This is a genomic window from Bradyrhizobium sp. USDA 3397, assembly GCF_054060965.1.
The window spans coordinates 5,409,531-5,426,922 of sequence record NZ_JBSSDS010000001.1; the positions used below are offsets into that span (position 1 = coordinate 5,409,531).

The 17,392-nt window shown below is 63.4% G+C and carries 14 protein-coding genes and 1 pseudogene; 4 read left to right on the top strand and 11 right to left on the bottom strand.

Going from position 1 to position 17,392, the window contains the following annotated elements; translation table 11 throughout:
* Window positions 1–21: 21 nt before the first annotated feature.
* The 3 genes from ACVWYQ_RS24935 to ACVWYQ_RS24945 all read left to right on the top strand — a co-directional run bounded on the left by ACVWYQ_RS24935 (window position 22) and on the right by ACVWYQ_RS24945 (window position 2,418).
* The gene (locus tag ACVWYQ_RS24935) at window positions 22–915 is read left to right on the top strand and encodes a TauD/TfdA dioxygenase family protein (RefSeq protein ID WP_456726484.1); all 894 of its coding nucleotides are present in this window, start codon (window positions 22–24) and stop codon (window positions 913–915) included.
* A gap of 11 nt (window positions 916–926) precedes the next feature.
* Window positions 927–1,898 carry a Bug family tripartite tricarboxylate transporter substrate binding protein gene (locus tag ACVWYQ_RS24940; protein ID WP_271541828.1) on the top strand — a complete coding sequence of 324 codons (972 nt, stop codon included), beginning with the start codon at window positions 927–929 and terminating at the stop codon, window positions 1,896–1,898.
* 232 nt (window positions 1,899–2,130) lie between these two features.
* Window positions 2,131–2,418 carry a hypothetical protein gene (locus tag ACVWYQ_RS24945; protein ID WP_271541830.1) on the top strand — a complete coding sequence of 96 codons (288 nt, stop codon included), beginning with the start codon at window positions 2,131–2,133 and terminating at the stop codon, window positions 2,416–2,418.
* A gap of 144 nt (window positions 2,419–2,562) precedes the next feature.
* On the opposite strand, the pseudogene ACVWYQ_RS24950 reads toward ACVWYQ_RS24945, so the two are convergent.
* The 10 genes and pseudogenes from ACVWYQ_RS24950 to ACVWYQ_RS24995 all read right to left on the bottom strand — a co-directional run bounded on the left by ACVWYQ_RS24950 (window position 2,563) and on the right by ACVWYQ_RS24995 (window position 14,981).
* A pseudogene (locus tag ACVWYQ_RS24950) lies at window positions 2,563–3,913 on the bottom strand (transposase).
* A gap of 160 nt (window positions 3,914–4,073) precedes the next feature.
* On the bottom strand, window positions 4,074–5,060 hold the full coding sequence (locus tag ACVWYQ_RS24955; RefSeq protein ID WP_271546499.1) for an ABC transporter ATP-binding protein: 987 nt from the start codon (window positions 5,058–5,060) through the stop codon (window positions 4,074–4,076).
* Window positions 5,057–6,064, bottom strand: coding sequence for an ABC transporter ATP-binding protein (locus ACVWYQ_RS24960; protein ID WP_271546497.1), 1,008 nt, complete (start codon window positions 6,062–6,064; stop codon window positions 5,057–5,059). Before ACVWYQ_RS24960 ends, ACVWYQ_RS24955 begins: the two co-directional genes overlap by 4 nt.
* A complete protein-coding gene (locus ACVWYQ_RS24965) occupies window positions 6,064–6,957 on the bottom strand; it encodes an ABC transporter permease (protein WP_271546495.1) in 894 nt (297 codons plus the stop codon). Before ACVWYQ_RS24965 ends, ACVWYQ_RS24960 begins: the two co-directional genes overlap by 1 nt.
* Window positions 6,958–7,149: 192 nt before the next feature.
* A complete protein-coding gene (locus tag ACVWYQ_RS24970) occupies window positions 7,150–8,097 on the bottom strand; it encodes an ABC transporter permease (protein ID WP_036045378.1) in 948 nt (315 codons plus the stop codon).
* A gap of 32 nt (window positions 8,098–8,129) precedes the next feature.
* The gene (locus ACVWYQ_RS24975; RefSeq protein ID WP_225114825.1) at window positions 8,130–9,728 is read right to left on the bottom strand and encodes an ABC transporter substrate-binding protein; all 1,599 of its coding nucleotides are present in this window, start codon (window positions 9,726–9,728) and stop codon (window positions 8,130–8,132) included.
* Between the two features lie 435 nt (window positions 9,729–10,163).
* The gene (locus ACVWYQ_RS24980) at window positions 10,164–11,318 is read right to left on the bottom strand and encodes an iron-containing alcohol dehydrogenase (protein ID WP_456726485.1); all 1,155 of its coding nucleotides are present in this window, start codon (window positions 11,316–11,318) and stop codon (window positions 10,164–10,166) included.
* A 370-nt stretch (window positions 11,319–11,688) separates the two neighbouring features.
* A complete protein-coding gene (locus tag ACVWYQ_RS24985) occupies window positions 11,689–11,934 on the bottom strand; it encodes a PilZ domain-containing protein (protein ID WP_193760713.1) in 246 nt (81 codons plus the stop codon).
* Window positions 11,935–12,244: 310 nt separating this feature from the next.
* Entirely contained in the window at window positions 12,245–13,594 is a 1,350-nt protein-coding gene (locus tag ACVWYQ_RS24990; RefSeq protein ID WP_456726486.1) for a DUF2235 domain-containing protein, read from the bottom strand.
* A gap of 883 nt (window positions 13,595–14,477) precedes the next feature.
* Window positions 14,478–14,981 (bottom strand): hypothetical protein, encoded by a 504-nt coding sequence (locus ACVWYQ_RS24995; protein ID WP_456726487.1) that lies wholly within the window; start codon window positions 14,979–14,981, stop codon window positions 14,478–14,480.
* A gap of 256 nt (window positions 14,982–15,237) precedes the next feature.
* On the opposite strand from ACVWYQ_RS24995, the gene ACVWYQ_RS25000 reads away from it, so the two are divergent.
* Entirely contained in the window at window positions 15,238–15,918 is a 681-nt protein-coding gene (locus tag ACVWYQ_RS25000; RefSeq protein ID WP_456726488.1) for a hypothetical protein, read from the top strand.
* A gap of 177 nt (window positions 15,919–16,095) precedes the next feature.
* On the opposite strand, the gene ftsZ is transcribed toward ACVWYQ_RS25000, so the two are convergent.
* Window positions 16,096–17,352 (bottom strand): cell division protein FtsZ, encoded by a 1,257-nt coding sequence (ftsZ, locus tag ACVWYQ_RS25005; RefSeq protein ID WP_157288086.1) that lies wholly within the window; start codon window positions 17,350–17,352, stop codon window positions 16,096–16,098.
* Window positions 17,353–17,392: the final 40 nt, after the last annotated feature.

Below are 17,392 nucleotides of genomic sequence, written 5' to 3' on the forward strand. Positions count from 1 at the left end.
TTTCGAGGACGGAGGTTCGCGGTGGCAATCCAGAGTCGGCAATTGCATCCCCTCTTCGTCGCCGAGATAACCGGCGTCGACCTGCGTACCTGCGGTCCCTCAACGACCGTCGAGATCGCAGCGGCACTTGAGCGCCACGGCGTGTTGGTATTTCGCGGGCAGGCACTCGAGGACAGGCACCAGGTCCAGTTCAGCAGGCTGTTCGGGTCGCTGGAAGCCCCGATTGGAACGATCCGCCGTGATCGCAAGCACCGCCTGGGTCGCGAGCTCGCGGACATTTCGAACCTCGATGAGAACGACAATATCCGCGCATCGTCCGACCGCTGGCGCATGATGCTGCGCGCCAACGAGCTTTGGCATACCGACAGCTCGTTCAAGCCTGTTCCGGCGAAATTCTCGCTTTTGTCGGCGCGCGAGGTTCCGCCGGAGGGTGGCGAGACTGAATTCGCCGACTTGCGAGCCGCCTACGAAGCGCTTGACCCTTCGACCCAGGACAAGATCGCACCGCTCGTCGCCGAGCATTCGATCTTTCATTCGCGCAGCCTCGTCGGCTACACGGAATTTTCCGACGAGGAGCGCGCCGCGTTGCCGCCGGTTCAGCAGCCCTTGGTACGCCTACATCTCGGCTCCCAGCGCAGGACGCTATTCCTCGCATCGCACGCATCGCACATCGTCGGGTGGCCGATCCCGCAGGGTCGCGCGCTGCTCAAGGACCTGACGGATTTCTCGACCCAGCCGCGCTTCGTCTACCAGCACCATTGGCGCGTCGGCGATCTCGTCATGTGGGACAATCGCTGCACCTTGCATCGCGCCCGGCCGTACGACGACATGCGATGCCGCCGCGACATGCGCCGCACCACGGTCGAAGATTCGACGGCGCCGCAGTCGCACTCCTTCAATCCCCCAGCAGCCTGAAGGAGATGGCTATGACCAAACTCACACGTCGCTCTGTACTTGGCGGTCTCGCAGCTTCCGTGGTCACGCCCCTTCACGCCGATGCCGTGTGGCCGAGCCGTCCCGTCACCCTGGTGCACGGCTGGCCGCCAGGCGGACCAACCGACACCGTCGCTCGCCTTATCGCCGAGGGGCTTGGGCGCCGTCTTGGTCAACCGGTCGTGATCGACCCGCGGCCCGGAGCAGCCGGAACAATCGCCGCAGCGCACGTCGCTCGCACGGCACCTGACGGCTACACGTTAATTGCGATCCCGGGCGGACATGCGAGCACCGCCGCGCTCTACAGCAAGCTGCCCTATCGCACCGTCGAAGACTTCTCGATGATCGGAATGATCGCCGACTATCCGTTCGTCGTTGCAACTTACCAGGACCACACGATCAGGTCGATGACGGACCTACTCGGCGAAGCGCGCACGCGCGGCGCACCGCTGCTTTACGGCACGCCCGGCGTCGGAACGACGCATCACCTGCTGATCGAGCTTCTCGCAAAGACAGCCGGGGTCCGATTCCAGCACGTCCCCTATCGGGGTAGCGCTCAGGTCGTTACCGACCTCGTCGGCAGGCGAATCGACTTCATGGTCGATCCGCCGACACTGGTAGCCAAAATGGCACGTGAAGGTCAGATGCGCGCCCTCGCGACCACCGGCACCACCCGTTTCTTCAGCCTACCGGAGGTCCCAACCATCGCGGAGGCAGGCCTTCCCGACTACGCCGTCACATCCTGGCAGGGCCTCGCGGGACCGGCCGGAATGCCGGCGTCTATCGTGCAACGCCTGAATGCCGAGATCGCCGCTATCCTGGCGGAGCGTCCTTTCACCGAGCGCCTGCGTGCGCTCGGCAACGAGCCGCGATCGTCGACCCCAGACGAGTTCAAGGCTCGTGTCATCCTCGATGTCGCCAAATGGACGAGCGTCGTCGCCGACGCCAACATCGAGCGCCTCTGAGAACTGCCGCCACGACGCATGCGCTGGCGCGTCGACGGCGTCGTTCTCTCGACTTAAAAGGCCGCCATGAGTGAACTTCTTCCCGCTTTGGCTTTTCAGTCTCGCCATCCCTGCGCAGTTTCTTGCTCGTCGCGGGGCTTGAGCTTGAGCGGGAGGGGGCTCAAGCAGCGCAGATTCCAATCGGCGCGTCGATGAGCCCGCCGCCAGCAGCGCATGCAAAAGAGGCGCGGCCATGCAATTGCCAGAGATCACGCTCATCTTCTTCTACGTGTTCAACGTATTGCGGATTGCTGCTTACCTTCCGCAGATTCTGCGTGTCGCGGCTGATCGCGATGGTGCCAGGGCGATCTCGTATACGACGTGGTTCGTATGGATCGGTGCCAACGGTTCGACCGCGGCTTACGCACTGGTCATTGCTCCAAGCCTGGCCCTGTTCGTGGTCAGCATGCTCAACGCGATTGGATGCGCGGCCGTTGTCGTGCTCACAGCCTGGAAGCGTCATCAGCTCGGAGCCGCATAAGCAACTACAAGACCACCGGCGTACTGTCAGGAAGAAGTGTTGTGCATTGATCACCTTCTGCTTTGGGTCGATTCCGTTGAAAAAGGCCGGCAGTATTTTGTTGTAATAGCTCCGTCGCGACGTGACCGAACTGCTCCATCGACCCTATGCGAGCCTCGCGATGGGCATCGGGATGAGCTTGGCCATCTTTCGAAGGTTCTGGGCGGTGGCCGCGAGGATGAACTCATCGCGCGCGCCGTTCGGGCCTCGTAAACGCAAACGGTCGAGCTTGAGGATGCGCTTGAGGTGGGCGAACAACATCTCGATTTTCTTGCGAAGCCGGCGCGAGGTGCCTCCCTCCCACGATTTGGCGATCTGGCGCGCCATGTCGCGAGCGCCTTCGTAGATGGAGCGCGGCACCCTCCGTGATGCCTGCTTGGGGCAACACCGAGCCTTCAATGCGCATCGATCACAATCGCGCTTGCTGGCGAGGTAAAGCATGGTGGCACCATCATTCACCAACGTTCCGGTGGTGGTAAGAACTTTGCCACCAGGGCAACGATAGATGTCGCCAGCATGGTCATAGGTGAAGTCGTCGCGCGAGAAGATACCGTCTGTGCGGGCGGACTTATCGAAGACTGTAACGTGCGGTTCGATGCCGTGCTCATAGACCAGCCAAGCGAGCATCTCGGCCGAGCCATAGCCGCTGTCACCGAGTAGCCGGCTCGGATAGAGATCAAACCGCTCCAGCGATCGTTCAATCATGCGCTTGGCGGCCAATACCTCCGCCTGCCGGATCGCCGTCGTTGCCTCAACATCGACGATGATCGCGTTCTCGACGTCGACCAGGTAGTTCGTCGAATAAGCGAAAAACGCTTGGCCACCGTGCGCCCCCGTCCAGCGCGCCGCCGGGTCGGAGGGCGATACGAACTTCGGGGTAACCTCGGTCGCCGCTCCGAACGCGGCATCATCGAGGACAGCCAGATACTCATCGATTGCTCGGCCGGCAGCCTCCGGCGGAAGTCCCTTATCGCCTTCGATGCCCTTCTGCCGATTGGCATCGGCCTTGATTAGGCTCGCATCAACCGCAAATCCCTCACCGCCGACCAGTCGTTCCTCGATGCAGCGGCGCAGCACGCTCTCGAACACGCGACGGAAGAGGTCGCTCTGCCGGAAGCGGCCATGCCTGTTCTTGGAGAAGGTCGAATGAGGGCACCGCCCCATCCAGACCGAGCCGGCAGAACCACCGGTAGGCCAAATTGAGGTGAACCTCATCGCACAGGCGCCGCTCCGACCGGATGCCGAAGCAGTAGCCGATCAGGAGCATCCGGATCATCAGCTCGGGATCGATCGAAGGTCGGCCGATGCTACTGTAGAAAGGTGCCAGCTCCCGCCTGATCTCTTGCAGGTCGACGAACCTGTCGACCGATCTCAAAAGATGGTCGGAGGGAATATGCTTCTCGAGCGAGAACTCATAGAACAACGCAGCCTGCTCGACTTGCTGATGCCCCATCATGATCTTCAGTCCTGCCAATTAGACAGACTGAATCACTGCTATCCTTGAGTCGCAACTGCCGCGTTTTTCAACAAAATCGGTCACAAGCGGAAACGCTCTGCCCAGCAGAAGATGTCCTCTCTTCCTTCAGGAGCTGACATCGCTTTTACGAGTACACGCCCTACTGGCTCCGCCCCGTCCCGTCATTGAGCAGACACGCCACCTGATGCCCGTCTCCGGCATCCACCAGCGCCGGCCGCTGCGTCTTGCACCGCTCCATCGCAAACCGGCAGCGGGTGTGAAATGCGCAGCCCGACGGCGGATTGACCGGGCTCGGCACGTCGCCGTCGACCAGCGGCGCGAGCTTCTTCGCCAGCGGATTGGCGACCGGCACTGAGGCGAGCAGGGCCTGGGTGTAGGGATGCCTGGGGTTGCGGAACAGCTCGTCCTTGTCGGCGATCTCGACGATGCGGCCGAGATACATCACGGCGACGCGGTGGCTGATATGCGCGACCACGGCGAGGTCGTGCGCGATGAAGAGATAGGAAAAGCCGTGCTGCCGCTGCAGGTCGATCAAAAGGTTGATCACCTGCGCCTGGATAGAAACATCGAGCGCGGAGACCGGCTCGTCGCAGACGATCAGGCGTGGCCCCAGCGCCAGCGCGCGGGCGATGCAGATGCGCTGGCGCTGACCGCCGGAGAATTGATGCGGGAAATTGCGCATCTGGTCGGGCCGTAGTCCCACCTGCTCGAACAGCCTTGCGACCCGCGCTTCCAGCTCCTTGCCGGTCGCGAGCCCGTGCACCGCGATCGGTTCGCCGACGATGTCGCCGGCGGTCATGCGCGGATTGAGCGAGGCGAACGGATCCTGGAACACGATCTGCATCGAGCGGCGGTGCGGCCGCATCGCCGTTTTCGACAGATGCGTGATGTCCTCGCCGTCGAGGCGGATCTGACCCGAGGTCGGCTCGACCAGCCGCAGCACGCTGCGCGCCACCGTGGACTTGCCGCAGCCGGATTCGCCGACGAGGCCGAGCGTCTCGCCGGTGCCAAGCGCAAAGGAGACGCCATCGACCGCGTGCACGGTGCCGACCTGCCTTCGCAGCACGCCGGCGCGCACAGGGTAATGCTTCTTGAGATCGGTGACTTCGAGCAGCGCCTCGGTCATGCCACCTCCGCGACTTCTTCCGCGCGCCAGCAGGCGACCAGATGCCCGCCGCCCCAATCCGCCAGCGGCGGATATTCGGCCTCGCAACGCTTGATGGCGAGCTTGCAGCGCGGCGCGAAGGCGCAGCCTTGCGGCAGCCGCACCAGCGATGGCACCGTGCCGGGGATTTCGTTCAGCCGCGCTTGAGCGGCGGCGCCGGAGGCCGGCACGGCTGGGATCGAGGCCATCAGCCCGCGCGTATAGGGATGCTTCGGCGCGGCGAACAGCGCCTCGACGCTGGCCTCCTCGACCTTCCGCCCCGCATACATCACGATCACGCGCTGCGCGGTCTGCGCGACCACGCCGAGATCGTGTGTGATCAGCACGAGCCCGGTGCCGAGCTCCTTCTGGAGGTCGAGGATCAGCGCCAGGATCTGCGCCTGGATGGTGACGTCGAGCGCGGTGGTCGGCTCATCCGCAATCAAGAGCGCCGGCCGGCACGCCAGCGCCATCGCGATCATCGCGCGCTGGCGCATGCCGCCGGAGAGCTGGTGCGGATATTCCCGCGCCCGCCGCGCCGGCTCGGGGATGCGCACCAGCCGCAGCATCTCGACGGCGATATCTTGCGCCTGTTTCGCCGAGATATTCCGATGCAGCCGCACGGCCTCGACGATCTGGTCGCCGATCCGCATCACCGGATTGAGCGAGGTCATCGGCTCCTGGAAAATCATGGAGATGCGATTGCCTCTGACCGCGCGCATCTGCGCCTCATCCAGTGCCAGCAGGTCGGTCCCTTCCAGCGAGACGGAGCCGCCGACGATGCGGCCGGGCGGATCGGGCACGAGCCGCATCACCGACAGCGCGGTCACGCTCTTGCCGCAGCCGGATTCGCCGACGATCGCCAGCGTCTCGCCCCGCCTGACGCTGAAGGAGAGGTCGTCGACAGCCCTGAACAGGCCGGAGTTGGTGAAGAACACCGTCTTCAGGTTCTTCACATCGAGCACGAGATCGGTCTTGTCCGCCATCAGCCGCGCTGCCTCGGATCCAGGATGTCACGCAGGGCGTCACCGAACAGATTGGCGCCGAACACGGCGAGGCTGATCGCGACGCCCGGGAAGATCACCAGCCACGGCGCGGTGCGGACATATTCGGCGGCGGATTCGGACAGCATGCGGCCCCATGACGGATAGGGCTCGGGAATGCCGAGGCCGAGGAAGGACAGCGAGGCCTCGGTCAGAATGGTCGAGCCGAGCTGGGCGGTGGCGAGCACGATCAGCGGCGCCAGCGTGTTCGGCAGCACGTGGCGCAGCGCAATCCGCATCTCGCTCATGCCGATCGACTTGGCGGCCTCCACGAACGGCTGTTCGCGCAGCGCCAGCGTGTTGGCGCGGATGACGCGCGCGACCGTCGGGATCAGCGGAATGGCGATGGCGATGATCACGTTCGGCAGCGACGGCCCGAGCGCGGCCGTCATCACCAGCGCCAGCACCAGCAGCGGCAGCGCCTGCAGCACGTCGGAGACGCGCTGGAACACGAGATCGAACCAGCCGGAGAGATAGCCGGAGGTGAGGCCGACGATCACACCGATGGTGCCGCCGAGCACGGTCGAGCCGATGCCGACCGCGAGCGAGATCCGCGCGCCGTGGATGATGCGGCTGAACACGTCGCGGCCGAACGAATCGGTGCCCATCCAGTGCGCCAGGCTCGGGCGCGCCAGCGCGCGGGCGGAATCCACCGTCAGCGGATCATAGCGCGCGATGAAATCGGCGAAGATCGCCGTCAGCACGAACAATGTCATGATGACGAGCCCGGCCGCGCCCAGCACGTGGCGCTGCGCCATGAACAGCACGCGCCGCCAGCCCCCGGTCGCATGCGCCCCGGCCCGCCTCAGCTCAACGTCGAAGTCGATTGCGGCCATGTTCCTCTCCACGGGGAGAAACACCTCTCCCCATCGGGGGAGAGGTCGGCGCGCAGCGCCGGGTGAGGGGGCTCAGTCCTCAGAAGAGAGCGTAACCCCTCACCCGGACCGCATCTTTCGATGCGATCCGACCTCTCCCTACGGGAGAGGTGGAGCACCGCCGTCGCATCTGCTTGTTTCCACCTCATTGCGCTAATCCGTGTACCTGATCCGCGGGTCGAACACCGCGTAGAGCATGTCGACTGTGAAATTGGCGAACACCACCACGACCGCGATGAACATCACGAGGTTCTGCACGATCGGATAGTCGCGCCAGCGGATCGCCTCGACCAGGAAGCGCGCGACGCCGGGGATGTTGAACACGGTCTCGGTGACGATCAGGCCGCCGATCAGGAACGCCGCCTCGATGCCGATCACGGTGATCACGGGCAGGATCGCGTTCTTCAGCGCGTGGTGATAGTTCACCGCCGCCTCGGATGCCCCCTTGGCGCGTGCGGTGCGGATGTAGTCCTGCCGCAGCACCTCCAGCATCGAGGAGCGCGTGATGCGCATGGTCAGCGCCGCGCTGCGGAAGCCGACGGCGGCGGCCGGCACGGCGTAGGTCGCGAACGCCTCGAGCCAGGTCTTCGGATTGGGATTGAAGATCGGCATCTGCCCGAACATCGCCACCGACGCTGTGAGGATCAGAAGGCCGAGCCAGAACGAGGGCAGCGACAGCCCGCTGAGGCTGACGACGCGAAGCGCGTAGTCGAGCTTCGTGCCCTGCTTCACCGCGCTGATGACGCCCAAGGGGATGCCGATCGATGCCGAGAACAGCAGCGCGAGGCCGGCGAGCTTTGCCGTGATCGGAATTCGCGGCAGGATCTCCTGCAGCGCCGGCTTCTCCGAGACATAGGAGAAGCCGAAATCGCCGCGCAGGAAGCCGCTGATCCAGTGCCAATATTGCACGATCAAGGGACGGTCGATGCCGAGCTCCTTCTCCAGATTGGCCTTGTCGGCCGGGTCGACATAGCCGGCGGCGGCGAACAGGATGTCGACGATGTTGCCCGGCACGATGCGCAGCAGGAAGAAGATGACGATCGAGATCCCGAACAGGGTCACGAACATCAGGAACAGGCGCCGCACCAGATAGGCAAACATCACCGCCCTCCGCGCTAGCCGTCAGCGTCGCGTCACTTGTCGAGCCACACGTCCTCGTAGCGGAAGCCGTTGTAGGAGCTGTTCGACATGATCGTGACGCCCTTGACGTGCGGGTGCCAGCAGGTGCCGGCCCGTGCATGGAAAATGATCGGGCGGGCGACGTCCTCCTGCAGCTTCTTGTCGATGTCCCAGACCAGCGGCCTGCGCTTGGCGAGGTCGGTCTCCTGCGACTGCACGTCGAACAGCTTCTCGATCTCCTTGTTGCAGTAATTGGTGTAATTCCGCTCCGAGCCGCAGGCATAGTTCTCGTAGAACGACTGGTCGGGATCGTCGACGGCATTGCCGGTCAGGTTGAGGCCGAGCATGTAATCCTTGCGCGCGACCTTCGGGAACCAGTTCGCGGTTTCCACGACGTCGAGCTCGCCGTCGATATAGATGGTCTTGAGCTGGTCGATCAGGATCACGGCGGGGTCGCGATATTCCGCGATGTTGCGCGTCGAGACTTTCACGGCGAGGCGCTTGTCCGGACCGTAGCCCGCCTTCTGCATCAGCTTCCTGGCTTCCTCGCGGTTGGCGTTGATGTCGCGGCCATAGCCCGGAATGGTCTCCAGCCTGTCCTTCGGCATGCCCCAGAGGCCCTGCGGCGGCGGCAGCATGGTGCCGCCGATGTCGCCCTGGCCTTCGAACAGGATGTCGACGAACGCCTTGCGGTCGAGCGCGAGCGCCATGGCGCGGCGAATGTCGATGTTGTCGAACGGCGCGGAGGTGGAATTGACGATGATGTTGGTCGAGACGTTGGTCGGCTCGACGACGCAGGTCGCGTTCGGCGCCTGCGACTTGATGTCCTTCAAAAGCGGGATCGTGATGTGCGTCGGAAAGGTCATGTCGAACTTGCCGGCGACGAAGGCCAGGATCGCGGTCGAGCGGTTGGTGATGATGGTGTATTCGATGCCGTCGAGATAGGGCAGACCCTTCTTCCAATAGTTGGGATTGCGCGTCAGCTTGATCGATTCATTGGCCTTGAACTCGACGAACTTGAACGGTCCGGTCCCGATCGGATGGGTGCGCATGTCCGCCGGCGAGACATGGCAGGGATAGACCGGCGTGTAGCCGGAGGCGAGCATCGCCAGCAGCGAGGGCTGCGGCCGCTTCAGGTCGAAGGTGACCTCGAATTCGCCGTTGGTCGTGACCTCGTTGACCTCGCTGTACCAGGCCTTGCGCGGATTCTGCCGCAGCTTCTGCTGCGACTTGCCCATCAACAGATCGAAGCTGCATTTGACGTCGGCGGAGGTGAACGGCTTGCCGTCGTGCCATTTCACGCCCTGGCGCAGCTTGAACGTGAGCTTCTTGTTGTCGCTGCTCCAGGACCAGCTTTCGGCGAGATCCGGCCGCAGCGTATCGGGGCTGTTCTGCGCGATGTGCTGATCGTAGATGAGGAGATTGTTGAACACCCCCATGAAGGGGATGTTGATCGAATAGGTCGCGCCTTCGAGGATCGAGGCGTTGGCCGGACTGTCGCGGTGATACATCCGCAAAATGCCGCCCTGCTTGGGCTCGCCGGCGAGCGTGGCAGTTGAGGCCGTCAGCACAGATAACGCCGCCATTGCGGCGAGCGCCCACACGCTCCGCATGCTCATCCTCCCTGGACCTCGGCCTTTTGCGGCCCGTTTATCCAGACGATAGCGAGGCGCGTGCAGCGAGGCAACCCGCAAGGCCAGCTGCGCTCTCGACAATTCGGATGACGGAATATCTGAGGTGCCTCTCTCGCGATGTGAGAGTGCAGGTGCGAAGAGGTGGTGCTTTGAAACCCGGTCGTCATCCCGGACAAGCGCGCCCTCAGCGCGCGCAGATCCGGGATCCATAACCCCAGGAAGATGTTTGGCGAAGACTCGGAGTTGCCGGCCCATGCCGCAACTCCTTCCTGGGGTTATGGGTCCCGGGGTCGCGACTTCGTCGCGCCCCGGGACGACAGCAGATCTTGTGGCGCTTGCGGTGCGCGCTATCCGGTACAACCCTCACACGATCCGCGACGCCTTGTTCCCCCAGTACCGGTCCCGCAACAGCCGTCAGGCGGCAAGAAGCAGGATCTCGCGCACGTCCGCAGGACCTTCGATCCTGCGCGGGTTGCGCGGAATCCAGTTCGTCCGCATCGCGGCTTCCGCGATCGCATCGAAATGCTCCGGGGAGATGCGCACGTCGGCGAGGCTGCGCGGCATGCCGAGCGAGCGGATGAAGGCGTCGAGCACGTCGGCCGCGTCACGGCCGGGATAGCCCATGGCGGCCGCGACGATCATCTGCCGCTCGGCATTGTCGCGCGCGTTCCAGCGCATCACCGCCGGCAGCATGACGCAGGAAGTGTAGCCGTGCGGCACGTCGAAGGCCCCGCCCAGCACGTAGCCGATGCCGTGGCTCGCGCCCATGGGCACGCCGGCGGCAAGCGCGCCCATCGACAGCCAGGTGCCGATCTGCGCGTCCATCCGCGCGTCGAGATCGCTGGGGTCGGCCTTCACCCGCGGCAGCGCGTCGGCGAGCATGGCGAGGCCCTTCACCGCTTGCGCATCGGCGTAAGGATGCGTCTCGCGCGAGCAGATCGCCTCGACGCAATGGTCGACGGCCCTGATGCCGGTCGACAGGAACAGCCATTCCGGCGTGTGCACGGTGATGGCAGGATCGAGGATGGTCGCGCGCGGCACGGCGAGCGGATGCCGCAGCATCTGCTTCACGTGGCTCGCGCGGTCGGTGACGCCGGCGATCGATGAGAACTCGCCGCCGGCGATCGTGGTCGGCACGCTGACCTGCCGCACGATTGGGGCCTTCATCTCGGGCGCAACGCCCTTGTGCACGCGGATGCGGTCGATGCCCGCGATATCGTCGATGCCGTTGGCAAGGCAGAGCTGCACCGCCTTGGCACCATCGGTGATGGAACCGCCGCCGATTGTGACGATCAGATCCGCCTCCACCGCGCGCGCCGCTTGTGTCGCCGCGATCACCGCCTCGCGCGGCGTATGCGCCGGCATGGCGTCGAACAGCTCGGCGCAGCGGGAGCCGAGCGCGTCCCTGATTTTCGTGATTTCGTCGGTCTGCCGGTTCAGCGTCCCCGACACCATCAGGAAGGCGCGGCTTGTTCCGAGCCGGTCCATCTGCGCGACGATGGCTTCGGCCGCAGGATGGCCGAACACGACCTCCTCGATCGCGCCGAACACGACACGTCCCTGGTGCACGCCTGTCCTCCCCGGACAATTCGGTCTTGTTGTTGGGCCGCAATCTACCCGACCCCGCCACGTCGGTCATGCGCGAAGACGCTGGCCCGTTTCGCAGCGCAGGGGCAGGGCTGTTGCAGATCGTGTCAACGATGCTTCAACGTCGGGACTGCGCTCCCTCTCCCGCTTGCGGGAGAGGGTTGGGGAGAGGGCTCTCTCCGCAGCGGGGGCCGTCGCGGGTATCCCGCAGAGGTCTCTCGCCGCGCAGGGATAGTCTCGGTCAATTCTCGACAACCCCAACGCAGAGACACCCTCTCCCCAACCCTCCCCCGCAAGCGGGGGAGGGAGCACACTGCCGATGCCGCTGCATGTGAGGTCAGGAACTATTCCCTCAAAACACCACGCCCACGCGCGTGCCGCGCTTCCAGGCGATGCGGCAGCGCTTCTTGGTGTTGACGTGCAGCAGCTCGAAGCGATCAGGGATATTCACCTGGCCGCCGAGATCGACGCAGGCCCCGCCCGGCGAATAGTCGATCAGCGTGCACGGGATCACCGGCGCGCGCGGGTCGGTGATGATTTTGGCCTGGCGTGACACCAGGCCCGCGGGCTTCACACGGACGAACTTGCGCGGATGCATTGGCACGTCTCCTCCAATTCCGCAGGTCTCGCGGCGGGTGATCTGTCCCAATCATGGAAAAGAGATGATGCGATCCCCCTAAGCCGCGCCGGAGAATTTTAACGAAAAGTGTCAGCGAATGCGGAAAGCGCCGGTAGCGGAGTGCGCTCACGCTCTCGCATAACGGGAAATGGCGATGTGGCGCGCCTCTGCTTCCACACCGTCATTGCGAGCGAAGCGAAGCAATCCAGAATCCCTCCGCGGAGGCAGCCTGGATTGCTTCGTCGCAAGGGGTCCTCGCAATGACGCGGTGGCGAGCGGTGCCCACGCCTCACCCCGTCACGCCCACCACCTCCGCCCCCGCCGCCAGCTCCACCCCTGGCGGCACCGGCATCGGCACCGTCACATAATTCTTCGGCAGGTTGACCGGCCGGTAGTCCGGCTCCACCGCCATGCGCTTCAGCACGCTCTCATGCACATGCGCGCCTTCGGGGATCAGGCGCGGCTCGCCATCGGGGATGTAGAAGCCGAAATAGACCTTCCGCTCCGGCCATTCCCGGTACTTCGCGCGCTTGGGCAAGAACTCCAGCACGCGCCAGACCGCCGTCATGGAATCGTGCAGCATGCCGCTCTTGCCGGTAAAAGCGGGCTCGACGTATGTGAACGGCGAGTTCTTGCGCTGGATGCCCCAGGCGAGCTGGTTCACCGTGCGCGGGTTGAACTTCAGCCCGGCCTTCTCGGCCTCGTCGATCATCCACAGCAGCGGATATTTGGATTGCCCGCTCTCGGCCTCCGGATAGCCGCCGCCGACGTCGCAATGCACGCCGGCGAACCACACCTGCATGATGTCCTGCGGCACCTTCTTCTCGTCCGGCACGTAACGGTTGCTCCAGAATTCCTGCGGCTCCGCGTAGGGCTTCAGGCGGAACATGCGCCGCCGCTCGTCGATCGCGATCGCCTGCCGGAAGATCCTGATGCTGGGATCGCGCAGTGTGAAGGCGAGCTCCTCCAGGCTCGGCCAGTAGAAGCGGTCGGCGCGCGGCACGATCACGCTCGCCACCGTGTCCCACACGCCGACGAAATGGATGGTCGGCCAGCGCGTCGAGGTGATGCGCGCGAACTGCGCGGCGAGGTCGAATTCGTCCTTCGGCAGCGGCCCGCTCTCATCAAACACGATGTTCTTGATGTCCTCGACGTCGTTGCCGCGCCCGCTGCCGGAATATTGCTTGTAGGCGATGAGGCCCGAGCCTGCGAGGTTCGCCTGCTCCGGCGAGATCAGCCCGATCTTGTGGATCAGCCCCGCCAGCACGCGCACCGTGTAGGCCCCGCGCGAGAAGCCGAACAGATAGATCTTGTCGCCCGGCGCGTAATGCTGAACCAGGAAGCAATAGGATGAGAGCACGTTGTCGTCGAGCCCGTAGCCGGTGGCGAGCCCCCACACCAGCTTGATGTTGGCCTTCCAGCGCCCCCACGTCGACGGCTCCGTCATGGTGCCGACCCCGGGATCGTAAAACACCATCTGCCTGGGCTGGGTCCTGTCCGTCTTGCGCAGGCAGCGATAGAGCTTCAGGACGTTGGAGATGTTCTCGCTGATCTCGTTGCCGGTGCCGTCACAGCAGATGACGAGGTTCTTCGGCTCGGGCTTGCGATCGGTGGTGTGGGCGGTTGCTGCGTGCTCCATGAGCCGCTCCGTAGTAGTGCTGCTATCTAAAACGTCGCTAAACATCCGTTTTGCCGATCGAGTCACGAAGTCTCGATCGGCCGGCTCAAACTGCTGCGCAACATCAGATACCAAGTCGAAAATCCTGTCGCCAAATCGAGCTCGAATGTTCTTAAGCTTAATGAGCAACAGCCCTGGATTAAGGAGCTTGTCGGATGCAGATGCTACAAACGCTTGTTTGACGTCTTCGTAGCTACCGCTTGCAGAAACGAGCGTCAGCCAATGGCCAATGTATTTTCGACGGAGGTCGACTTCAGTATTGAGCGCAGCGATCGTTGGCGGAAGTCCCAGATCCATCAGAGTGAGCATTAGGCCTAGTCTAACTTCTCCTCGATTGGACTGCTCGGAAAGGATCTGAATCTCCTTCGCAAGTCGTTGATCCCTTAGCTCCAGCTGACGCACTATGTGTCGACCAAATTCGACAAATTTTTCTCCCTCCTTAATCAAGTTCGGGTAGAGCTGAATCAAGTAGCTTACAAGACCTTCGCGGTCGCCCTCACGGCGTACAACTTCAATAGCCTGATCGAGCGGTGTTTTGCCCGATTTGTCGTGAACGCCTTGCGCCGTTGGGCGTAAGCTGTTTGTTATGTCATCAAAGGACATAGTTAGGCCGCCTTAAAGCAGATCATCTTACGTTTGATCGCTCCGAATTTGGGAGAGCCTGCAACGAATTCCTCCAAACCTTCCTTTAGGCACGAGGTTGGTGTATCTGCCAGCGGCATTGTAAGTCCATTGGGACGCCAGTAAGCGTGCATATCCCAGTCAACGTCGACGAAAACTGCTGAGCGCGGATCTTTCAATTGAAGAGGGTCAATATCGAGTCCGACGTACTCAGATCCTGAACTTACGTACTGAAGTCCAAGCCGCCATGGCAGACATTCGGGGGTGTTGGAAAATGGCTTGTTCCCCCGTATCCGAAAATACCATCCGCTTTGAGCTTCAATGGGTTGATCTGCAAGAAAAGTATCAAAAAGAAATTCTGCCGCCGAGTCTTCCATTTCGAGGGCTCGTTGAGCATCCAGCTGGCAAGGTCTTCTACCTCAGATACGTCAATGCCAGATCCGACAGAAGCTTGGAGCCGGTCGACCAATTGTAAGACAAACCTAGGCCGATAGCGCACCCGTCCAACGCGTTCATTAGCTCCGAATGTTTTCGGGTGACTCGAAAAGCCGCTATTCTGAATCGTTGAGCGGCGCCATTCCTCATAAATGCGCTTAGCGTCGGCCTCGTCTTTTGCCAATTCCAGGGCGCTGAGAACCTGGTCCTTGAGATGATCCAGGGATAAGCTATCTGCATCAATATTGCCAAAGCACTGCGCATTGACGTAGGTCGGACAATTGCGAGTCACGTCAGGCTCCTTGACGGTATGCGCTTCAGGTGTGGCTGGCGAATAGTGTTGCGGGTCAGTGCTGCTAGGAGTCTGCGCTCGTGTTCCATGGGATGCGCCTCCGGGGGATGCTACCGGGGCGAGTATAGCGGAAAATGAGCGGCAGCGAGGAGAGGAAGGCGGCGCCGCCGGCAAGCAGCCCCATGTCCGCATCGTCTGTTGACATTAACCTCTTGTTAACCATGCGGTCGCCTAATGTTGACGATGGGGGATCACCATGTCGGCCCATGTGACGCGACGGAAATTGATGCCTGTTTCGGCCGATCCGGCCATCCGGTCGGTGGCGAGGCTGGGGGTTCGCGTCAAGGCCGTCCTACAGGGCAGAACGCCTGTCCTATGGAGCAAAGCCATGTTCGCAAGGGACGACTTAGTGGACAATCTCTGCCGCGATCTCGATCGCGCGCGCGGAAGACGTGATGCGCTCGCATCCGAAGCCACGACCCTGACGGCCCAGATCGCCGAAATTGAAGCTCGCCTTTCGGAGGAGAAGAAAAGGCGGGAGCGTGAGCGCGTCCTGAGCGAGATCGAACTGATCAAGACGCGAATCAAGCAAGCCGCCGGCGCGTTTGCACCTGTCGTCGACGGTCTCTCCAGGGCGGTCGAATCGGCTGCGGCAGTTGTGCCCGAGGCGCGCGAGCTCAATAGTTTCCTGGTGTCGGTGGCGACCGAGATCGACAGCGTGCTCGATCCCCTCTTGCGTGAACTGGATCAGCGCGCGGATGCGGTGCGATCCGGCCAGGCAGCGCTGGACTTGCCGAGTTCGGCCGTTGAAGCGCCGCCCATCGAGCTGCCGAAGGACACCAACGAACGCCTGCTTCGCTTTCCGGCCTGGCTGTCCCGCGACAAGGAAACGGACAAGAAGGAAACCGCCGAGAGCCCTCGCAGCGCGGCGGCGTGAAGCATCGGCGGCTGTGCACGCTATACGCGGTCATTCCGGGGCGCGCCTCTTGGCGCGAACCCGGAATCCATCCCTCAACAGTCACTGCGGCCAAATGGATCCTCAGATGCGCAATTGCGCATCATAGCTCGCGACTTCGTCGCGCCCCGGGATGACGATCTAGTGTTGGGCCACCACTCAGCTCGCCGCGCGGCGCAGGAAGGCCGGGATATCGAGAACGGCCTCGTCGGGCGCATTGCGCGCAGGCGCGCGGCCGTAAGGATCGAGCGGCTGAAGCGCCGCCTGCCGCGCATAGTCCAGGCCCGGCCTTGCCGGTGGCCCCACGGGGTGATGCGGCTGCGGGCGGAGCGGCGGGCTGCCCGCTTGCGGAAGGGCGGCGCTGCGCTCGATGCGATCGGCAATGCGGCGGCCGTCGCTGCGCAGCCTGCCGGCGAGCTGCGTGAGGGCGGTTTCCACCGGGTGCGCCTGCGCCGGATCGAGATTATCGATTCCGGTCGCCACCACCGAGACGCGGACGATGCCTTCGAGGCTTTCGTCAAAGGACGCGCCGACGATGATGTTGGCGTCCGGGTCGGCCTCGTCGCGAATGCGGGTTGCCGCTTCGTCGACCTCGTACAGCATGAGATCCTTGCCGCCGGTGATGGAGATGATGAGACCACTGGCGCGCTTGATCGAGGGATTTTCGATCAATGGATTGGAGATCGCGGCCACAGCGGCGGCGAGCACGCGCTTCTCGCCGGAAGCCTCGCCCCGTCCCATCATGGCCTTGCCCTTCTCCTTCATGACGGAGAGGACGTCGGCAAAATCGAGATTGATCAGGCCTTCCTTGACGATGAGGTCGCTGATGCAGGCCACGCCCGAATAAAGCACCTGGTCGGCAAGGGCAAAGGCATCGGCGAACGTGGTCTTCTCGCTGGCCACCCGGAACAGGTTCTGGTTCGGGATGATCAAGAGGGTGTCGACCGTCTTCAGCAGCTCCTCGATGCCGGCTTCGGCAAAGCGCATGCGGCGCTGGCCCTCGAAGTAGAACGGCTTGGTGACCACGCCGATGGTGAGAATGCCGAGTTCGCGCGCGATTCTGGCGACGATGGGTGCAGCCCCGGTGCCGGTGCCGCCGCCCATGCCGGCCGTCACGAACACCATGTGCGCGCCGGTCAGCTGATCGCGGATCGTGTCGATCGCCTCTTCGGCCGCGGCGCGTCCCAGTTCCGGCTGCGAGCCGGCGCCGAGGCCTGCGGTCACCCGGGTGCCGAGCTGGATGAGGCGCTTCGCCTTCGACATCGCCAGCGCCTGCGCGTCGGTGTTGGCGACCACGAACTCGACCCCTTGCAGCCCGGCCGTGATCATGTTGTTGACGGCATTGCCGCCGGCGCCGCCGACGCCGAACACGACGATGCGGGCTTTCATTTCGTGAATGTCGGTATTCCCAGCCATTTTTCCCTCACGATTGGTCCGCCAAGCCGGGGACTAAAGA